The organism is Peribacillus sp. FSL K6-1552, assembly GCF_038005205.1.
Taxonomy (GTDB): domain Bacteria; phylum Bacillota; class Bacilli; order Bacillales; family DSM-1321; genus Peribacillus; species Peribacillus butanolivorans.
On the sequence record NZ_JBBOST010000002.1, the window covers coordinates 64844 to 84542 of the forward strand.

Sequence of the window (19699 nt, forward strand, 5' to 3'; positions counted from 1 at the left end):
GATTGTAGAGCAGACAGATAGAAAATAATTAAACTTTTTTATAAAACCGAAACTTAAATCTGCTGGATAAGAATCCATTTTGATCAATCTTTTTTCAAAATGGATTCTTTTTATTTATCGTAAAATGCCGGCTTATAAGGTGTTATTGATCAAACTTTATTTCAAAGCAACAAGTGAAAAATATAAGTGAAAAAACAGGTGGAACAAGAATGACTATCTATAATATAAAGAAGAAAATATGAATTTGTGTAGTTGTGTTAGAATTATAATTTACAAATACATTTAAAATAAAGAACTAATATTAATTCAATAAAAGCCTACATCCTTAAAATCGGGATGTAGGCTTTTAATGTTCTAATTCACTTACTAATTTCATTTGCAAACCATGCTCTTTTTTATTCAGTGCTTCGGCTTTTTCAATTCTGAATTTAACTTAATTGAACCAGCGTTATACCGGATGGTACACACGGTATACGGAGAGGTCGGTGGTTAGTTTTCCTATCTGTTAATTTTCTATAAATTTATAACCTTAGAAGATAACGATGATTTTTTCGTATGATTATCAGGTTTAGTAAAAATGCAGAAAATAAGACTGGCAATTAATAATAAAGTGGCAGTCAATAGAACAGAGTAATTAAAACCGACCCTAATGTTATCGCCTGCAGATTGGACAACAAAACCAATTACAGCTGGACCAATAATTCCTGACAGGTTTGCAATCCCTAACAAAACACCTGACATTAATCCTCTTCGTTCAGGAAGTAAGTGATTCACAATCTGGGGTGCAAGTGGAAACATACCATTTACAAACGCCATTCCCAAAAATAAGGCAATAATTGCTCCAATTGTACTTTGGACAAATGTTGTAGAATAAAAACATACAGCTGCTAATATTAGAGATGGTCCAGCAACAAGCACACGGGATTGTCGAAGATTTTTTGTTTTTTTAAGTAACCGATCTGATATAAATGAGATAAGTATACCACCAAGAGCAGAACCAAGGCCTATGAACATTACTGCATAGCCCATCTGAGTTTGTGTTAAATGGACAATTTTAACAAGATAGGTCGGCATCCATATAAACGACCATGTAAGAATCCAGTAAGCCATGAAAAGAGCAAGGCAAGTAAAGATAAAAGTAGAAGATAGAAAAAGTGGATATATCTCTGACCATTTTACTTTCTCGGAAACTAAGGTAGATTCACTTTTCACTATATTTCTCTCATTTTCCCCTTTCAAAGTCATTAGCCACAGAACTGCCCAAACCATACTTAATACTCCTAAAAAAACCAATACCATTCGCCAACCATAAATTCCAATCATGTAAATGAGAAGAGGAACCATAAATTTAGCAATCATGCTACCTGCATTCATAATGGAAATCGCAAGCCCTCGCTGTTCAGGAGAGAAATGTTTGCTTATATGGCTAATAGCAGTTGCATGAAACGGTCCTTCAATAGCACCTAGCAGGACACGACACAAAATTAGCATTGGTAATCCGTAAATTGTCAATGCTCCAAACTGCACTATTGTCAAACCAATAGCCATGAAAGCGAGCATTTTACCCGTTCCAATTCGATCTGACAATGCAGCTCCAACTATAGACATAATTGAAAAGAACCAAAAGAAGCTGCTTCCAACTATACCCCATTGACTATAGTTAAGATCCAAATCTTCCATAATAGGAATAGCTGCGTACCCTATAATCGCCTTATCTGTAAAGTTAATCAAGTAAAGAACAGACAAAAAAGCTAGAACAACCCATTTTAATTTCATAACAGAAAACACATCCTTTTTTGATAATAAAATGATATAGGTTCAATACATGAATCAACTTAGAAAAGGAAGCACAATAGATTTTATTAATTTAAATTAAGATCAATAGGGCTGGATTTATTATCGCAAATCAAAAAAATGAAAGCGCTTTAAATTTTAAAAATTATGAATATAAAGTGTATTACTCATCTGTGAATTTAGTAGTAGGGTTTAAGAACATACACTACTTATGTAATCTGAAGAGCCTCTAAATAGAGACTCTACTGAGTGCACTACAAATTGATAGCACCGTATATGAGTAAAGCAAATACTACTAATCCAGGGTGACTCTCACTTTTTTACATTATAACTGACTGCCTATTCATATTTGAAAGTAAGATTCATAGAATGATTGAAATGCCATCACTCCAAGAAGCACCTTTACTGTGGATTACCAACTGGCAATTGCCCCATCTGTCCTTGATTCTGTGCCACCAATTAGTACACCTGTTTCAGGATTTCGCCATATAATTTGACCTCGTCCAAACGAACCTGAGTCTACCGCCACTTTAATATCATGTCCTTTTCGTACTAATTCTTCTGCAATGTGGGATGGGAATGTTTTTTCTATTTCTACTGTTTTTTCGTTCTTCCACTGCCATCTTGGTGCATCTAAAGCCGCTTGAGGATGTAAGTGAAAATCTATTGTATTCATAATAACTTGAACATGCCCTTGCGGCTGCATATATCCTCCCATTACACCGAATGGTCCAACAGGTTGATTATCCTTCGTTAAAAATCCTGGAATAATCGTATGGTACGTTTTCTTACCGCCCTTAAGGCAATTATAATGAGTAGGATCAAGGCTGAAATCATGTCCTCGGTTTTGTAAGGCAATTCCTGTTCCTGGTACTACAACCGCAGAACCGAAGCCCATGTAATTACTTTGGATAAACGATACCATGTTGCCCTCTCCGTCTGCTGTTGCAAGGTACACTGTTCCTCCGCGTGGCGGTACACCTGGAGCTGGCATGCATGCTTCACTTCCAATCTGTGCTTGACGCTGCTGGCCATACGAAGTACTTAATAGCTCTTCTGCAGTTACACCCATATGCTTAGGGTCTGTAATGTATTGCTTGCCGCAAGTATAAGCAAGTTTCATTGCTTCGATTTGTTTGTGGTATGTGTTTGTTTCTTCTTTTGCTGTAAAATTAAATCCTTTTAGTATGTTTAGTGCCATAAGAGCTACGATACCTTGTCCGTTTGGTGGGATTTCCCAAACATCATAGCCGCGATAGTTTACCTTAATGGGATCAACCCACTCTGCTTTAAAGTTTCCTAAATCATCTTTTGTTAAATAGCCCCCATAAGTCGCAGAAGCTGCTGCAATTTTTTCTGCAAGTGCCCCTTTGTAAAAGCTTTCTCCGTTTGTTCTTGCGATTTCTTCTAGTGTGTCAGCGTGGTCAAGAGACGACCATATTTCTCCGACTTCAGGTGCTCGTTCCTTAGGAGCAAATGTCTCAAACCAAGCTTCGAACTCTGCTCCTGTACATTCCCGTTTGTATTGTTCAAATGCCTTTTTCCAAAATCGACCTAGCGTAGGTGAAACAGGAAATCCGTTTGCGGCATATTCAATTGCTGGCTTCATAACTTCTAGTAGCGGTAGTCGGCCAAAACGTTTTGATAATTCTACCCAAGCTGCCGGAGCACCTGGTACAGTTACCGGCAGCCAGCCGTACTTTGGCATACTTTCGTGTCCATTTTCTTTTACCTTCTCGATAGAGATATTCATAGGTGCTGGACCGCTTGCATTTAGTCCGTGTAATTGTCCTTTAGTCCAAACAAGCGCAAAAGCGTCCCCCCCAATTCCGTTTGAGGTAGGCTCTACTACTGTCAAACAAGCAGCTGTTGCAATGGCTGCATCAATCGCATTTCCGCCTTTTTTCAAAATATCTAACCCTGCTTGTGCAGCTAAAGGCTGAGACGTAGCGACCATTCCATTCTTGGCATATACTACATTTCGTTGTGATGTATAAGGTGAATAATGTGGATCTAACTGTAAAGCCATTATAATACCCCTCCCTTTAAACGTAATACGCACTCATTTTTAAGTGGTATAATTACAAAACGAACGAAAAAAATGTTTTTTTCTAACGTTTGTTAATTAAAATTCAATTATTAATTAACAATTGCACGATTTCAAAATAACTATATACTATTTTTCGGAAAAACAAAACATATTTTTACAAAAGTTTTTAATTTTCAATAAAATTACTCAAAAAAAATAAACTCCCCAATTATAAGAGGAGTTTATTATAGTTTTAATCCTGATCTACTTTTGAAACGGCGTAGTAAAATATGACTTTCGACTCGAGAAATACCTTCTATCCCGTATAGTTCATTATTGATAAAGAATTCCAAGGAAGAAAAGTCCTCAACTAAAACGTGCATATGTAAAGTACTAGGTCCTGTCATTTGGTAACAGCTTGCAACACTTGGATTTTTAGCTAGTTTTTCTGCAACTTTCACTAAGTCTGCAGGTTCGCAATCTACTTCAAAAAAGGCTGATACTTTTTTACCTACAGCTTCAGCGTTGACAACAGCGCTGATTTTTTCAATAACACCCTTTTCCATTAGTTGCTGCACACGATCACGTACAACATTGCGTGATAGATTTAGTTCTTTTCCTATATCCGAATACGAAGTTCGACCATTTTGCATTAATATCTCTAAGATTTTTTTATCTGTATCGTTAATTTCCATCTGTTTCACACACCTTGCCTTGTGATCGGGATTCCTATTAAAAAACTATAATCTTTAAGAGGCTAGCTTTTACTAGGTATTATCTTAATAATAAACTTTAGATCCCATACTTAAAAGTTTAATCTACTTTACATAGAGAAATCAATTATTGAAGGGAATGAATACCTTATACATCATTAGTACATAATGGCAGTTCTCGGCAGTTGATATACTCCATAATCATTGATAGGACAGGCTTTTGAACCTACCTTTTTTAATAGATATACATTGGTATACCACAAATCCTTGCCAGACAGTTATGTAGTTGTTTGTTAATCGAGATCCTCCACAACGATGGAGGCACTAATGGGATACGGCAAGCCCAAGACGTTTGTTGACTTGAATTTGAAGGAGACAGCCTTGAATCCCTCTTTATTTAAATATGCTGTAATGGCTTCTTCCACTTCTTTGCTATCCAACTGAATTTCTTTGATTAATTCCATATCTCTGTAGCCTCCTCAGACCAAATTAATAGGTAAGTTTCTACACAATAACAAATTTAATTTCGCTACAGATAGTCTCAGCAACATGAATTATACTGTTTAGACGGACTATTCAATTCATGTACCCTTTTGTCTGTCACTATAATGTCGTCCTATTTTTTAAAAGTTTTTTTACAAGACTTGCATTTAATTGCTGGCATTTTTTAATCTGGCCTCCTAATTCTTCGTACAGATCCATGTTATCTTCACTTGGACTAACTACCACCTGCACTTCACTTTGACAATATGGAAATGGACATACGAGGTTCCGTTCCACTTCTTTAATTTGAACCTGGGTAATAAATTCATTGCCACATTCTATACATGCGTATTTCATTAAAGGTTCCTTACTCATATACTTACCTCCTGTTTTATACGAATCCACAATATAACCACCCTAGTTATCTTTATATATCGGATAATTCCTACCTTTTTCAACAAACAACAAATCAAAAATTAGACGGACTGACGTATTTCAATGTAAGTTTAGGAGCTTTTGCCCTTAACGGAAGTGGGACGGTCCTTTTTGAAGTTAGAGGTCAAACACAGTCGATGGGACAAAAGAAAAAAGGACAACTGATTAAAGCTGTTGAAAGAGGTTTATACGGAATTATCAATGGAGTTTCAGAAGGATCTGAGATTGGATTTTAAGAAGGTTGGAAATCCCGTAGAAGATAGCAGGTAGCAGTAAACACTCTTATGGAGGGAGATAAAGTTCGATCATGAAATCTTGTCTGCACTAAAGCCCTTGTTATTTCATTAATCAGCAATCTAATTGAACCAGAAATTCTTTCTTTAAATAACTCCATCCCCTTTTGAATTTTATGTAAGTTTATCCTTAATTTGTTCCATGCATCCGTCTATTTCTTCTTTCGTTTTACACCAACGATATTAAGGGGCTTCCTCATTTCCCTTGCTTTCCAAGCTCACAAGAAGAAAAACGAGTCCCTTTCATTCCCCTAATCGCTTAATTCCTCATCGTACTGTCTCCTTATCTGCTCATGCTATGATTCCTTTTTTTAAGTTTATTTTCATCTAAAGCTCGCTAAAAATTCGTTTTTCTACCCTTTTCAGAATCATCCAAAATCATTCTTTGAAGAACTATAGAAAATATACTATTTCTCCTACTATATATGAACTAAACCTTATAAATAGAGTTGGTGCATGAATTATTCCTCACCTCCCCCAGATCCGCCCTTGATTGTCAGCGCTTACAAAGCATTTTATAAAAAAGAGTTGACATTAAAGTTGTCTCTACCTTAAAGTATAGCTTATACAACAAAAAGTTTACTTAAGGAAACTTTTTAGGAGGGGGTCAAGTAATGTCTGATGAGAACAAGGTTTCCCGCAGAGATATTTTAAAGATGGGGACTGCTGGAGCATTTGGGATAGCTGGAACTTATTACTTAAATAAAATGGCGCAATTTCCAACTGTGGCTCAAGCATCCAATGATTCGTCCCACAAAACTAGCAATCATTCCAATCATGAACATATGAGTGATAAAACAAAAACCACAGGCTATAAAATGGCAGAACGGCTCCTTACTGAATTTGATTATGGAGAAGTTACCAAGCTGCCAAACGGGCAAACACTTCGGGAATATGAAGTCGTTGCAATTGATAAAGAAATCGAAATTGCCAAAGGAATTAAATTTCCAGGCTGGACCTATAACGGGACAATTCCAGGACCAACTTTTCGTTGTACGGAAGGGGACCTTTTGCGGTTTCACTTTATTAATAAAGGCAGCCATCCTCATTCTATTCATTTTCACGGAATCCACCCTCCAGAGATGGACGGATTAACTTCTATTTATCCTGGACAAAAATTCACATACGAATTTGAAGCAAAGCCATACGGCTTACAAATTTACCATTGCCATGTGCTGCCACTAGCCCGCCATATCCATAAAGGCTTATACGGTAATTTTATTATTGATCCAAAGAAGCCAAGAGAGCCGGCATTAGAGTTAAACATGGTTATGAATGGATTTGACTTGGATTTAGACGGCGAAAATGAGTTTTATACGGTTAATGGCTATGCCTTCGCATTTATGAATCACCCTATTAAAATCAAAAAAGATCAACTCGTTCGGATTTATCTAAGTAATTTAACAGAATTCGACTTATTAAATTCGTTTCACTTGCATGCGAATTACTTTACGTACTATCCAACCGGCAGAAACGATAACCCCTCCCAGTTTACAGATACCATCATGCAATGTCAGGGAGAACGAGGAATTCTTGAAGTTCGTTTTCCATTCAAGGGAACATATATGTTTCATGCCCATGTAAGTGAATTCGCTGAGTTAGGCTGGATGGGATTCTTTGAGGTCGAGTAAAGAAGGGGAGATAATAATATGAAGGGGAAATGGCTATTAGCTGGTTTAATACCGTTAGTATTACTTATAGGAGTTCTGGGATGGGTACTAAAGAATGGAGCAGGTGTAGAAAAAGATCCTGCAGCGCCGATAGAAGTCTTGAACATTGAAAGCATCAAGGTAACTAAAATCGGTTTTGAATTATCTGTTAGTAATACGGGACCAAAACCATTAACGATTTCTCAAGTTATGGTCAATGATTCGGTGTGGAATTACAGTGTCTCTCCTCAAGCAAAACTTGAACGATTCGAAGAAGGAAAGGTGACCATTACTTATCCTTGGGTGGAAGGTGATCCACATACCATTAAATTAATCACAGAGAATGGGATTATCACGGAAGGTGAACTTGCAGCTGCCACGCTCACTCCAGAAACCAACTGGAGCAACTTTTTGAACTACGGCTTAATAGGCTTTTACGTTGGGATAGTCCCGATTACATTAGGATTGTTGTGGTATCCATTTATGAAACGTTTCTCACGAAAGTGGATTAATTCGATTCTTGCCCTTACCGTTGGGTTGCTTTTATTTTTATTTGTCGGGACTCTAGCTGATGGATTTGAAATTGGTGCAGAAGCTCCTTCTGTTTTCCAAGGCAATATGGTTGTCATTATTGGAGCTTCCTTAACCTTCTTATTATTGATCGGCTTTGATCAGTATCAACAAAGAAAGCAAGAAAAGAAAGGATATTCCCCTTTTGGTCTGGCTTTGTTGATGGCTACCGGAATAGGACTTCATAACTTTGGGGAAGGTTTGGCAATTGGTTCTTCCTTTTCCCTAGGTGAAGCCGCTCTAGGTACCTTTTTAATTATAGGATTTACCCTTCACAACATTACGGAAGGTATTGGAATCGCTGCTCCTTTATTAAAGACCTCACCTCGATTCAGAGACTTTCTACTACTGGGAGTTATCGCAGGCGCCCCCGCCATTGTAGGTACTTGGGTTGGCGGATTCATCTTCTCACCAATTTTAGGAGCTTTGTTCCTGGGTATTGGTGCAGGGGCAATTCTTCAAGTAATTTATGTAATAACGAAAATGCTCATTGAAGATCATCGAACACATAAGGAACCATCTGTTTCATGGTTAAACCTTTCAGGATTCACCATTGGACTGTTAATCATGTATTTCACTGCATTTTTTGTTAAATTTTAAGGGAGGACTTTATGCCCTTATTGGAGATCAGTACAGCACCCGAGTGGTGTATGGACGTATCGCCCTGGTGAAACAATGCCTCGTCTTTGTCTGACGCTAGTAAAAAATCAAATTTCAGGAGCTGATTATACATGTTGTCAAGTATCGGAATTCCAGGTTTAATTTTAATACTGGTCATTGCTTTGATTATTTTTGGACCTAAAAAACTGCCAGAAATCGGCCGGGCTTTTGGACGTACTTTAACCGAATTCAAGAGTGCGACCAAGGGATTAGTATCTGATGAAGATAAAGAGGAGGAAGGAAATAATCCTGAGTTAACGACTGTTGAAAAGAAGCAGGATAAATCCGTAGTTTCATAAGTAATAGGTAGTTGGGGCAACATGTCTATTTAATGAGGTAACCGACATGGAAATCAAAGATATACATCTTATTTAACTTATGAAGGACTTAGTCAACATTTCTATACCTAGTTTGCCTTTATTGTATCCCTCGTTATTTCTAATTTTTTTCAAGTATTTCCTGTGGGATGGGTCTTTTTGGACTTAATTCAGATGTTACTTTACTAGCATATCCTATCTCAGAAACAATTTAGACAAAAAAACTGTTGGCTGCCAAAGTGCAAAATCCATTTCAGAAAACCTATATCATAATTAAAAAGGAATACCTCTTCGAAGAAGGGGTATTCCTTTAGCTTTTAATAGCTTGTTCCGTTTATTTCGTCGTTCTGTATATCGCTGATAAAATAACGCTCTATTATTACTAGGATAATGTGCGCCTACAAAATTCAGACTGAATTTTATTACAAGGATCAGATAATTAAGATAGTCCGCCCTAATCGGGTGCAATATGATTATCATAATCCAAACAGATATATATTATTGTCCAACATCAATTTCTTTACTATTTTGGTCTACTACTTGAATGATATCCTGATCCTCGCTTATTACCCCTTTATCAAAAAACAACCTAGTGTTGAATCGGTAGGATATGTATTCTGATGACACCGCAGCGGAAACCGGCAACTGGAATGAAAATGGAATACGGATTTCCTGCTCCTCCTCTATAAACTTCGTTGTCAGTATGGTCGTGGTGTCAATGATCTGTTGGGTATTGTTCATCTTGTCTATCTGCACTAAATCACACTCCAACCGTTTTATTTTTTGCTCACAAATCCCCCCTATTATGAAGAATTCACCTGTTACTCGTTCTCCCAGCCCATACATTACCTTGAGCAATTTAAGGTCGATTATGGCTTTTCCTATTCCTAATTGTGACAGATATTTTCTCAACAACAAGTTGGTTTCCCTCCTGGAATTTTACTACAACGATTCAAACTTTTAGCGTCTCACCAGCATAATATCAACAGTTTTCGTATCGTAAATGAACAGTTGCTGCACTTTTCCCTAACTTAGCCATAAACTTCTTAAACACCTGATTTTTTCTTTATTGTCCAGTAGTTCGTTGTGATATATTATACTTTCGGTTGAAATACCTATCAGTCTATACGATTATATAGCTCTTAAAGTTTCATTTACATTCCACTTTTCTAATATGGTCCTCTTTCATAATGTGTATTTTCTAACATGCCCCTTTAGCCTAAGAAAACTATTCAACTTTATCTAAATTTTTAACTAGTCTGATAAACCAATACAATATTATCCACGCAAGAATGAACATTGTAACCCATTCAATTACATTGGTAATTGCATATTATGAGTTTATACAATTGATGGAAGTAATGACCGAAAATAAACCTATAATTCAAATAATTAAATTTTCCTTAGATACCTCCTGCTACTATCTAAAATCACCCCAATATTCCCATATGTTTTTTCTCTACCCCGGATAGAAAGGTCATCAGCACGTTGCCGATTATTTCCTAATGAATCTCTATTTCGCCTATTATTGTTTCTATGGCTTTATTAAATGACTCGAAGCGCTTACTGCCCTCATTAAAAGAAGATGCTATTTTGTATATCGTATTTCTAATAATCGGAAACAAAAAGATAAGAAGAAGTCTTTTTTGCTTAATATACTCTGTTTTTATACAAGCCCATGTATATCCCGGCAATATAATCCCGTGTTTCGAATTCATTCACTTCTATTTATATCTTCCAGTAAAAATGCATGAATAAAGGAATAGAAAAATCATTATGAATCACTATTCATAAAATCTTCATTCTCTATGAATGATTTTTGAATTTAAAAAAAGCAAAAAATCACCCTCCCTTATTTTAAAGAATTGGGAGAGTAATTTGTAATACAGTGGTCTACCACAGGAGGATTGATGAAGATGTATCCATCAAAGGGAGAAAAAATAGAATCGAACTCTTTTTTTGAAATAGACAAAAGCCTTCCACCCACCCCTTTTACTTGTATATCGTGTGGGGAAACTTATGATGAGTCTCTTATGAAAAAAGAATTGAATGTTTGTCCGAAGTGCCAATATCACTACCCCGTTACAGCTTATGACCGCATTTCAATGCTTACAGATAGTGGTTCTTTTTCGGAATTCAATAAAAGTTTAACTTCCGTTGATCCATTGAACTTCCCTGAATATAAAGATAAATTAGTTTCTGATAAGAAAAAGACTGCATTAAATGATGCGGTTATTACTGGGGAGGCTTCCATAGGTGGCTATCCGGTTGTAATTGGTGTCATGGATTCTCGCTTCCGAATGGGTAGCATGGGTTCAGCAGTTGGTGAAAAAATTACAAGAGCCATTGAGGAATCATTAAAAACACGAAAACCCTTCATATTATTTTCAGCAAGCGGTGGAGCCCGCATGCAAGAAGGAATTCTTAGTCTCATGCAGATGGCAAAAACGAGTGTTGCTTTAGAAAAACTAAACTACGAAAAAATTCTTTTCGTATCCGTTTTAACAAATCCTACAACGGGTGGCGTTTCTGCTAGTTTCGCTTCATTAGGCGATATCAATATTGCCGAACCACAAGCATTAATTGGCTTTGCAGGTAGACGCATAATTGAACAGACTATAAGAGAAGAGCTCCCAGAAAATTTTCAAACTTCTGAATTTTTATTAGAACATGGTCAACTAGATATTGTTGTAAATAGGAGTGAATTAAAACAATCATTAACAACCATTTTAAAAATCCATCATCTCAATTTCAGGGAGCGTCTTCAACAATGAATTTGAAAGTATTAAAAAAACTAGAAAACCATATTGCTGAACTAAAAGAGATGTCTACAAAACATAATCTTAACCTTAACGAAGTATTAAATAACCTTGAGCAAAAAGCCAATGAAATCAAAATTCATCTTAATGAAAATATGGGAGTTTGGGATAAAATTCAACTATCTAGAATTCAACAACGCCCAACTACTTTAGATTTTATTCATCATATTTTTGAAGATTTTATTGAACTTCATGGTGACAGACTTTATGGGGATGACCCTGCATTAGTTTCAGGAATAGCTACCTTCGAGGGAATGCCTATAACTGTATTAGGAAATCAAAAAGGTAAAAATACAAAAGATAATATCTATCGTCGTTTTGGCATGTCGCAACCTGAAGGCTACAGAAAAGCTTTAAGAATTATGCAACAAGCCAATAAGTTCAATCGACCCATCGTTACATTTATAAACACGGCTGGAGCCTTCCCAGGTCGTGAAGCCGAAGAACGTGGACAATCTGAAGCTATCGCCCGCAATCTACGTGAAATGGCGAGTTTTGGAGTTCCTATCATCTGTTTTGTAATTGGTGAAGGTGGGAGTGGTGGTGCGTTGGCTTTAGGCATTGGCAATCGAATCTTCATGCTAGAAAATACATTTTATTCGGTTATTTCGCCTGAAGGAGCAGCTGCATTGTTATGGAAGGACGCCACACAAGCAAAACGAGCAGCCGAAGTTTTGAAAATTACGGCTAAGGACTTGATGGAACTAGGGGTGATTGATGAAATCATCAAAGAACCTGCTGGAGGAGCTCATATTGACCTCCCACTTCAATCACAATATATCAAAGAAACCTTACGTAAAGCATTGCAAGAACTTGGTCAATTAGATAAAGGCATTCTACGCCAACAACGTTTTGATAAGTTCCGCAAAATCGGTGTGTATATGGATGAAAGGACATAAGCAGCTAAACAATTATTTTACAACATGTTCATAGAACATTTGATATAGTCTATAGGCTTAACGTCACCTTTTTTATTTTGTAATACAAAATGTTTGGGCCCATGTCTTTCCTCCCCTTATTTATTTTTGTTATATACCCTACAATCCTAAACTCAAGCACCCGTTAGCACTACAGACAGCTCAAAAAGCAGCTCTACACCACATAGAACGAAAATGGATATAATTGGAACGTGCTAATACTCCGGCTGGCAAAGAAGGACGTCACACTTTATTTGTTATGATAGGAATCTTTTTCACTTAATCAATCTACCAAACTCAATAGGCACTCAAAAGGGTCAGCACTTTTAAAAAATGTTTTTCTGACTCTAGTTTTGTGCTCCTTTTTTTGGTTTTGAGCCGAATTTAATTTTCATGGGAGTTCATAAGAGAGAACTGTCCTTACGGTAAACCGTTTCTTTGCACCGATGTCTATATTTTTTTAAAAACAGATTAATTTAACTTTCTTTATTTTATTGGCTAACAGCTTTACCAACAATGCTGATAGGTTTTTAGGTTCTGAAAGTTCCGATTCCATTTCAAGATTATCCATCTGCATTATTTGTGGCAATTTCATTTCGATTATTATATCAACTACTACAGCAGCTACACTCTGAAAAAATAAAAAGTGTTTGCATAATTTAGCATCGGCTTTTTATTTTTTGGTTATCATTTAAATCAACCGTTACGCCAAAACCATAACAACATTACAGATCCAACTGATATCATAGCTCCCAACACTCCAAAATAACCTCAATGCCAAGTATGTTCTGGCATATATTCAAAATTCATCCCATAACTATCTGTTTAAATGGTTGGCGAAGTAGATCGAAGCACAATGGACCATAGAGCCCAACCGTTAGTCTGACTTTAACGATCACGGTGTAAAACAGACTTTCGCATTGGGTCTACATACTTCGAGGCGAAAATAAATATCGAATGGGGAGAAAACATGTTATATAGAAGAGAAACATACAAAGTACTGCCTGAAAAAGTGAGTCTATTTACCGGATTCTTTCATGCCTATCTTTTGCCTAATCAGCTGAAAAATGGTGCGAAGTTAGTCGGCCGCTGGATTACGGAAAATAAAGATGAGATTATCACCTTGTGGGAGTACCCAAGCTATGAAGAATATATGAAAATAGAAGAACGTGTGAAAAAGGATGAGATGCACAAAAAGGCGCAAACTCAGCTCAATAAATTAGGAAACCTCTACCTAGATAGCAAACAGGATTTTCTGGTACCGACAGGATCCTATCATGATCCAAGGCAAACAGTTACAGTGAGCGGCTATATTACGAATGAAAAAGGCGAAGCTTTGTTGGTTAAAACCTATTGGAGAGCTGACACATGGGAGTTGCCAGGCGGAGCAGTTGATGAAGGTGAGACACTAGACTCCGCCCTGCGCAGGGAGATTTTTGAAGAAACAGGGATTGAGGTAACCTTGCATGGGGTTTCAGGGGTGTATTCGAACGGAAATACCGTTTCTGTTGTATTCCTTGGCAAATACAGCGAAGGAGAGTTAAAAACCTCGGCTGAAACAAAGGAAGCCGGTTTCTTTAAAATTGACTTATCAAACGCAGGGACATATGTTACTCGAGAAAAATATAAATCAAGGCTGAAGGATGCAATGACAGGGAAATGCATCCCATACGAGGCATTTAAGGTACGACCCTATAAATTAATAAATAGGCTGTATGATTGAAAAATTCAAATAAGCTACAGTGAAAAAGAAAATTGATGAAAAAGAAATCATGAAATCAAAGATGAAAGAAAAAGAAAAACTCCTTCATGATTGAGGTTATGTTCCTGACTTCTTAATGAATAACAACAGTTCTTTTTATAATATATAAGTAATTATGTTCTTCAATTAACTAAAACGGATGCTTATCGAATTTTGATAAACTTAGAACTGCTACCTTAATAATTCTCAAAGAAAAAACAAACCTTAATTTATGTAAAATACATTCAAATATATCAATGTAATATTTAACCCGTAGTTTCACGGTCTACGTGATGGTGCACAACATCGAGGAATGGAGATAGCGAGCTCTATATAATTCAATCGGCCATTCAATCATCTCCTCATAAACTCCAATTATTTGCCATATATTTAGACAACAATAAAGTGGTATATAGAGGAGATGAGTATATCATGCAAACAAAAGAAATGCGCTTACGTCGAATCCAATATCTAGCTCATGATATCATGGATGAGATGAATGCAAGGAAAGAGATAAGACAGTTTGATACCTTAATACCAGTAATAGATAACCTAGCTCGGGCAATTGGCGATTTATCTGATCCATTAGGTGATTATTCGCTCGACTACATAGAAGAAAAAGTAGAAAATGCCCATTTCCTGCTATTTAAAAACAAAAAAAAGATACAGTTTCATTCATAACTCTTCTTGGAATACCTTAGCATAGCCCAGATATAAAAATAAAAGTAATTCAAAAAATGTGAATGAAAATGATAGTTATTATCAATACTATAAATAGTAAAGGATAACCAAAATATTGGTTACCCTTTAAAAAAATTTAACTTCTGGTTTAAATGTTTTGCAATCTGTTTCTTCATTTTTAGATGCTTGTTTACCCTTATGACTTACTACATAAATAGCATCAGCATTACATTTGTTTCCAGAACCCCAATAGGTACAGTTATCGACTTCACACAGAACATCTTGAGCCATAGTATCTCACCTCCTCTTTTGTTATCATTAACAAAGTTGAGGTGAGATACGGGCGGTTTTATCCTTACTGACTGAAGTAGAGATTCCATCAATATTTTTTATTCACTTATTCACTTCTTTCTACTTCCTATTTTCTTATTTTATATAGTACTTATTGTACCAATTTACAAACTGTGTTAAACCTTCTTCTACTGTTGTTGCAGGATAGAATCCCACATCAGCATGCAAATCGGAAATATCTGCATAGGTCTCCTTAACACCTCCTGGTTGCATAGGTAAGATTTCCATTTTGCTATTTGGCCAGAGGACAGACTTTAGGATTCATTTGTACTCCATCTAGGACATGAAATCCTTTTTCGCTACAAGCCTATAAGTTTTTCACTCGTATTCCAGGTGTCAACTAGCACATAGACGAGAAGATGGATAGTCTTGAATCAATTCAAGTGCCAAGTCATTTTTCCTTAGAAAGGTAACTATTGGTTTTTGGTCTGTCACTGCATGAGAGGAACTAGATAATAAGAATCGTATACTTTTTCTGTCTGAATGAGAGAAATGAAAAACAAGGTTTTCCATCTTGTAAGTGGACTCATCTTTTTACATTGTGGTATATCTCAATGGTGAATATAAAGAGTCCATACACAAGCCAAATAAGGAAGCACCATTGTTAAATTAACAAGGTCCTTCCTGAAACTGATCGTCCCTTACCTCCTTCCCCCCTCTATATTTGAGAGAAAAGTAGCATCCCCAAATAAAAGTCACAAATTAGATGGATGACTTTTATTTCTTGAATAGTAATAGGTTTGTTCGGATTACTCCTATTCTTAGACGAAAACTTTTTTTAAGTTATTGACATTCAACCCTACTTAAGTAGAGTGTTTCTTTACCACATTATGATTCTATTTTTGTTTATGTCCAAATAATATTACGTTGTAAACCCTGTTAACGGTTTGTATCTGCTCTGACACTTCGACTAAGTACCTTTTATCAGTAAGAAAAGCTTGTACCTGTTTAAAAATTCCAGGTTTGAATTCTGTATCATGATGATTTATTAGAGATACTTCTTCTATATGAAAGGAATTGTGCTTCATTATAAATAATCTTTCGAGTGGTTGAAGAATAAGTTTGTATTGGTCAGTCATCACTTCAATTCCCCATCTACCTGGTGATTTCCAATTCGCGTGATAACTGAACAATACATCATTGTATGTCATTCCAGAGCCTGTAAAGATGGCGGCTTCAGGGTGCCAAGCTAAATGATTGGTGGACAAAGATTGTATTACCTTTGGTTTCCCAGCAATAAAAAATGCTAGATCGATGACATGTGAAGAATTGGCGATTAGCCAATTTTTTTTCACTTCATTTGAATTTTTACTTTTTTCTATTTGCTTGCTAAGTTCTGTAAAATCAAAATGTATCGAGCGAATAGGATTGTCTTCTGTGACATACGAAAGCAACTTGTTAACCGATTCATAAAACCTTCTATTGTATCCAATAAATACTTTTGAATTAAATATTTGAGCTACTGCCTGCAATTCTATTAATTCATCACCACTAACTGCTCCTGGTTTTTCCAGCAATATTTCTTTCACACCGTTTTGCATAAGAGTAATTGCGACTTCTTTTAAATGTTCTACGGAAACTGCCACGATTGCCCTTTCATATGAATGTTTTTCATGCAGTATTTGATCTAGATTTCCAAATGAAGCCTGCTTTCCAATCAACTCTTGAAAATGAAGAGCTGTTTTCTCAGATCTTGTGAATACATGAAATGATTGATTCATTTGCTTTAAAACTTTTGCATATTCAGCTCCCATATTTCCTGCACCTACAAGAAGTATTGGCCTTAAGTGATTGGGCATTCTATCACCTTATGGTCTAAAACCTTTGAAAAGAAAGTATTTAGATTTTTAATCAAGTTTACATGTAATTTTTTAGATGTCTCATAATCCGGAAGAGAACATTTTCCAAGTAATAATAATTCAGTTACCAAAAGAGAGGTAATTGAACTTTGCTTTGGATAGTTGATAACCTTTTCTATAATTTCATTATTTTGAGTGCCTTCTACCGTGATTCTCTCCAACAAAGGGAATATCGTCCAAATTTCTTCGTTAAATTTCAATTTCATAAAATACCTAGGACTTGATTCGATATTTGAAGAAATGATCAATGTATCTTCCTTATTCGTACTAGCTGTTAATATTCCCAATACCTCCAAATATCCCTCTCTTTTACTCTCAACTACATTTTCCAATTTACTCGTTTCAATCTTCAGGTCTAGACAATTTGTCAAAAAGGAAAATAAATCTAATTGGTGAATGCTGTTACAACCAATCCCAAAATTTCTATATTCAATATAATAGCTTAAACTAGTTTTGATTTTCTCTTTCAAGTCCCTAAATATTGGAAAAGTTCGTAAGGGACAGTTCACCCAACAACCTTTTACATTGTATTCTTTAAGAAGAGATGACATTTGATCATAGTCACTCTCTTTTTGGAATAGCACTTTTTCTAAAATCAAATATTTCACTGAAGTAGTTTTTAATAAAGTTTCAGCAACTTCCAATCTAACTTTTGAGCTGGTAGCTATGATACATAGATCCATTTGATCTGGAATATCTTTTATAGATTCAAAAAAATAACAAGTTTTCTCCTCTGAATTAGACTCTTCATAACACTTCTGCACACGATTTAAAGCTTCTACGTTTGGATCAATTACATAAATCACGAGAGATAAATCTGTCTTGAGCAGTCCTTCGAAATGTCTGTATCCTATATTTCCGCTACCTATGATTAAAACTTTAAACATATTTTCAGTTCTCCCCCTATTTACGATTGCGATTGTTTCAATATTATTTCTTCAATTTTATTTTTCACTAGAATAGGAGCCTGGTCCACGGTTAAAATCGTCTCTGACAGAAATTTTTTTCCTTTTTTTGTTAAATTATCTACATAACTCTGCTCGGTTGTTACTTTTTTTACGGCTTGAATTAGGTCTGTCACATTATTTATAATTTCTCCAGCTTGAGCTTTTGCTAAGTGTGCATTGATTTGATTGTGACTTAATTGATAATGATATGGGATGTTAGGTTGTAGGATGAGAAGCGGTTTAGCAAAAAGAGCAGCTTCAATTGCGGTATTAGAGGATATGGTCATCAAACAATCTATTTGAGATAACAATTCGTATAATGGAACATCATTCGATAATATTCTAACATTCTTTTTTTTGCTTAATAATGGATATTCATATTTATCGTTTCTATGTTTTTTGATTAATATAGTCACAGGAAGACTACTTGGTATATCTAACATCCATTGCTCAAGTTCATCATTTGTATTTAAAAACGGTTGAGATGTAAAAGCAAAAACCTTATGATTACTTGGAATGTTGTGTTTTTCATAAAACGATTCTTTTGTAGTAGCGTGATTTTCCATCTCATAATAGTATTTTATATTTCCGGTTTCAGTTATCTTTTCTGGTTTAATCTTTCGCCTTAATAACCAGTTTTTTTGATTTTTCCCCCATACAAAATAATAGTCGGCTCTAGAAGGAGTGATTGATCGGTCTCCAATTAACATGGTAGGCATGTTAATATACGGTATTTGGTATTTTTTTGAAAGCAGCCCTAGAATTCCACCAAAAACACTTGCTTCTACAGGGTTTATAATAACGATTGGCCTTGTTTTTAAAATTAATTGTTCCAAAATATAAACCCACTTGATGATCCCCATACAGGCTGCTAAAAACCATTGTTTATATAATGATGTACTGAAGTAATAGTGAGGAGGGCTAGAGCTTAACATTTGATCCAGCTGTACTTTTAAAAGCCTTTTTTGCTGATTAACCATCTGACCATTTATTTTCATCATTTCATCTCTAAATAGGAAACTTTCAAACTGCCTTGGGAGATTTTTTTGATGTTTATTAGGAAGAACTCCATATAATGTCACTTGGTATTCTTTTAGCTGATCAACTGCAAAAGCATGATATTCATCCGAAAGGAGTATAGATTTCTTATTTTTTTTTATAGTTACCGTAGAAATGTTCTCAACGGCTATTAATTTTTGATTAATATCCCCCATCGTCTGAAATAGTTGTTGCTTACGAAATTTACTAATAAGTTTTTGATTTCCGCGATTCTGATCAACAAATGGTTGAATATGCACAAGAAATTTATCTACCAAACATTGCGCTATTGGCAAGCCATAAATTTCCACTGAAGAAAAGTACAGAAAAAAATCATATAACAAAGAATATTTTAGCAAGTGATAATCATTTACTTCCATTTCACCGTACATTTAGAAGACCC

The 19699-nt window shown here is 35.7% G+C and carries 18 protein-coding genes and 1 pseudogene; 8 read left to right on the forward strand and 11 right to left on the reverse strand.

Features of this window, described 5'->3' with window-relative positions:
• Positions 1 to 513: 513 nt before the first annotated feature.
• The 5 genes from NST21_RS28320 to NST21_RS28340 form a co-directional block, all read right to left on the reverse strand.
• Positions 514 to 1776, reverse strand: coding sequence for an MFS transporter (locus NST21_RS28320; RefSeq protein ID WP_340892781.1), 1263 nt, complete (start codon positions 1774 to 1776; stop codon positions 514 to 516).
• A 430-nt stretch (positions 1777 to 2206) separates the two neighbouring features.
• Positions 2207 to 3823 (reverse strand): gamma-glutamyltransferase, encoded by a 1617-nt coding sequence (ggt, locus tag NST21_RS28325; RefSeq protein ID WP_340892782.1) that lies wholly within the window; start codon positions 3821 to 3823, stop codon positions 2207 to 2209.
• A gap of 245 nt (positions 3824 to 4068) precedes the next feature.
• On the reverse strand, positions 4069 to 4518 hold the full coding sequence (locus tag NST21_RS28330) for an Lrp/AsnC family transcriptional regulator (protein ID WP_056521307.1): 450 nt from the start codon (positions 4516 to 4518) through the stop codon (positions 4069 to 4071).
• A gap of 311 nt (positions 4519 to 4829) precedes the next feature.
• Positions 4830 to 5000: a hypothetical protein gene (locus NST21_RS28335; protein ID WP_157443828.1), complete on the reverse strand. Its 171-nt coding sequence runs from the start codon at positions 4998 to 5000 to the stop codon at positions 4830 to 4832.
• 139 nt (positions 5001 to 5139) lie between these two features.
• Positions 5140 to 5394, reverse strand: a complete 255-nt coding sequence (locus NST21_RS28340) for a hypothetical protein (RefSeq protein ID WP_057219694.1) — start codon at positions 5392 to 5394, stop codon at positions 5140 to 5142.
• Positions 5395 to 5522: 128 nt separating this feature from the next.
• On the opposite strand from NST21_RS28340, the pseudogene NST21_RS28345 reads away from it, so the two are divergent.
• From NST21_RS28345 to NST21_RS28360, 4 genes and pseudogenes are all read left to right on the forward strand, one after another.
• Positions 5523 to 5690: pseudogene (locus NST21_RS28345) on the forward strand (M14 family zinc carboxypeptidase); the annotation flags it as partial.
• A 671-nt stretch (positions 5691 to 6361) separates the two neighbouring features.
• A complete protein-coding gene (locus NST21_RS28350; RefSeq protein WP_328116476.1) occupies positions 6362 to 7378 on the forward strand; it encodes a multicopper oxidase domain-containing protein in 1017 nt (338 codons plus the stop codon).
• A gap of 18 nt (positions 7379 to 7396) precedes the next feature.
• Complete coding sequence (locus tag NST21_RS28355) at positions 7397 to 8566, forward strand: ZIP family metal transporter (RefSeq protein WP_340892785.1); 1170 nt, start codon at positions 7397 to 7399, stop codon at positions 8564 to 8566.
• A 131-nt stretch (positions 8567 to 8697) separates the two neighbouring features.
• Positions 8698 to 8925 (forward strand): twin-arginine translocase TatA/TatE family subunit, encoded by a 228-nt coding sequence (locus NST21_RS28360; RefSeq protein ID WP_057219691.1) that lies wholly within the window; start codon positions 8698 to 8700, stop codon positions 8923 to 8925.
• Positions 8926 to 9441: 516 nt separating this feature from the next.
• Here the strand turns inward: NST21_RS28360 and NST21_RS28365 are convergent.
• Positions 9442 to 9861, reverse strand: coding sequence for a sporulation protein (locus NST21_RS28365; protein ID WP_340892786.1), 420 nt, complete (start codon positions 9859 to 9861; stop codon positions 9442 to 9444).
• A gap of 989 nt (positions 9862 to 10850) precedes the next feature.
• Between NST21_RS28365 and accD the strand changes: the two genes are divergently transcribed.
• The 4 genes from accD to NST21_RS28385 all read left to right on the forward strand — a co-directional run bounded on the left by accD (position 10851) and on the right by NST21_RS28385 (position 15101).
• Complete coding sequence (gene accD, locus NST21_RS28370) at positions 10851 to 11717, forward strand: acetyl-CoA carboxylase, carboxyltransferase subunit beta (protein WP_445670614.1); 867 nt, start codon at positions 10851 to 10853, stop codon at positions 11715 to 11717.
• Positions 11714 to 12661, forward strand: a complete 948-nt coding sequence (locus NST21_RS28375) for an acetyl-CoA carboxylase carboxyltransferase subunit alpha (protein WP_057219688.1) — start codon at positions 11714 to 11716, stop codon at positions 12659 to 12661. The genes accD and NST21_RS28375 overlap by 4 nt, the downstream gene beginning before the upstream one ends.
• A 988-nt stretch (positions 12662 to 13649) precedes the next feature.
• Entirely contained in the window at positions 13650 to 14402 is a 753-nt protein-coding gene (locus NST21_RS28380; protein ID WP_340892789.1) for an NUDIX hydrolase, read from the forward strand.
• 450 nt (positions 14403 to 14852) lie between these two features.
• Complete coding sequence (locus tag NST21_RS28385) at positions 14853 to 15101, forward strand: hypothetical protein (protein WP_340892790.1); 249 nt, start codon at positions 14853 to 14855, stop codon at positions 15099 to 15101.
• Between the two features lie 126 nt (positions 15102 to 15227).
• Here the strand turns inward: NST21_RS28385 and NST21_RS28390 are convergent, their stop codons facing one another.
• The 5 genes from NST21_RS28390 to NST21_RS28410 form a co-directional block, all read right to left on the reverse strand.
• A complete protein-coding gene (locus NST21_RS28390) occupies positions 15228 to 15392 on the reverse strand; it encodes a DUF1540 domain-containing protein (protein ID WP_340892793.1) in 165 nt (54 codons plus the stop codon).
• A 135-nt stretch (positions 15393 to 15527) separates the two neighbouring features.
• On the reverse strand, positions 15528 to 15665 hold the full coding sequence (locus NST21_RS28395) for a hypothetical protein (RefSeq protein ID WP_340892794.1): 138 nt from the start codon (positions 15663 to 15665) through the stop codon (positions 15528 to 15530).
• 623 nt (positions 15666 to 16288) lie between these two features.
• Positions 16289 to 17251 (reverse strand): Gfo/Idh/MocA family protein, encoded by a 963-nt coding sequence (locus NST21_RS28400; RefSeq protein ID WP_340892796.1) that lies wholly within the window; start codon positions 17249 to 17251, stop codon positions 16289 to 16291.
• Positions 17236 to 18198, reverse strand: a complete 963-nt coding sequence (locus NST21_RS28405) for a Gfo/Idh/MocA family oxidoreductase (RefSeq protein WP_340892798.1) — start codon at positions 18196 to 18198, stop codon at positions 17236 to 17238. The genes NST21_RS28400 and NST21_RS28405 overlap by 16 nt, the downstream gene beginning before the upstream one ends.
• 20 nt (positions 18199 to 18218) lie before the next feature.
• Complete coding sequence (locus tag NST21_RS28410; RefSeq protein WP_340892799.1) at positions 18219 to 19688, reverse strand: UDP-N-acetylglucosamine 2-epimerase; 1470 nt, start codon at positions 19686 to 19688, stop codon at positions 18219 to 18221.
• Positions 19689 to 19699 lie beyond the last annotated feature (11 nt).

Coding starts and splice junctions, on each gene's coding strand:
- NST21_RS28335 (WP_157443828.1), bottom strand. CDS start 5,000: ATGGAATTAATCAAAGAAATTCAGTTGGATAGCAAAGAAGTGGAAGAA.
- NST21_RS28380 (WP_340892789.1), top strand. CDS start 13,650: ATGTTATATAGAAGAGAAACATACAAAGTACTGCCTGAAAAAGTGAGT.
- NST21_RS28400 (WP_340892796.1), bottom strand. CDS start 17,251: ATGCCCAATCACTTAAGGCCAATACTTCTTGTAGGTGCAGGAAATATG.
- NST21_RS28320 (WP_340892781.1), bottom strand. CDS start 1,776: ATGAAATTAAAATGGGTTGTTCTAGCTTTTTTGTCTGTTCTTTACTTG.
- NST21_RS28350 (WP_328116476.1), top strand. CDS start 6,362: ATGTCTGATGAGAACAAGGTTTCCCGCAGAGATATTTTAAAGATGGGG.
- NST21_RS28360 (WP_057219691.1), top strand. CDS start 8,698: ATGTTGTCAAGTATCGGAATTCCAGGTTTAATTTTAATACTGGTCATT.
- NST21_RS28340 (WP_057219694.1), bottom strand. CDS start 5,394: ATGAGTAAGGAACCTTTAATGAAATACGCATGTATAGAATGTGGCAAT.
- NST21_RS28405 (WP_340892798.1), bottom strand. CDS start 18,198: ATGTTTAAAGTTTTAATCATAGGTAGCGGAAATATAGGATACAGACAT.
- NST21_RS28410 (WP_340892799.1), bottom strand. CDS start 19,688: ATGTACGGTGAAATGGAAGTAAATGATTATCACTTGCTAAAATATTCT.
- NST21_RS28390 (WP_340892793.1), bottom strand. CDS start 15,392: ATGGCTCAAGATGTTCTGTGTGAAGTCGATAACTGTACCTATTGGGGT.
- NST21_RS28395 (WP_340892794.1), bottom strand. CDS start 15,665: ATGCAACCAGGAGGTGTTAAGGAGACCTATGCAGATATTTCCGATTTG.
- NST21_RS28375 (WP_057219688.1), top strand. CDS start 11,714: ATGAATTTGAAAGTATTAAAAAAACTAGAAAACCATATTGCTGAACTA.
- NST21_RS28330 (WP_056521307.1), bottom strand. CDS start 4,518: ATGGAAATTAACGATACAGATAAAAAAATCTTAGAGATATTAATGCAA.
- NST21_RS28355 (WP_340892785.1), top strand. CDS start 7,397: ATGAAGGGGAAATGGCTATTAGCTGGTTTAATACCGTTAGTATTACTT.
- NST21_RS28385 (WP_340892790.1), top strand. CDS start 14,853: ATGCAAACAAAAGAAATGCGCTTACGTCGAATCCAATATCTAGCTCAT.
- ggt (WP_340892782.1), bottom strand. CDS start 3,823: ATGGCTTTACAGTTAGATCCACATTATTCACCTTATACATCACAACGA.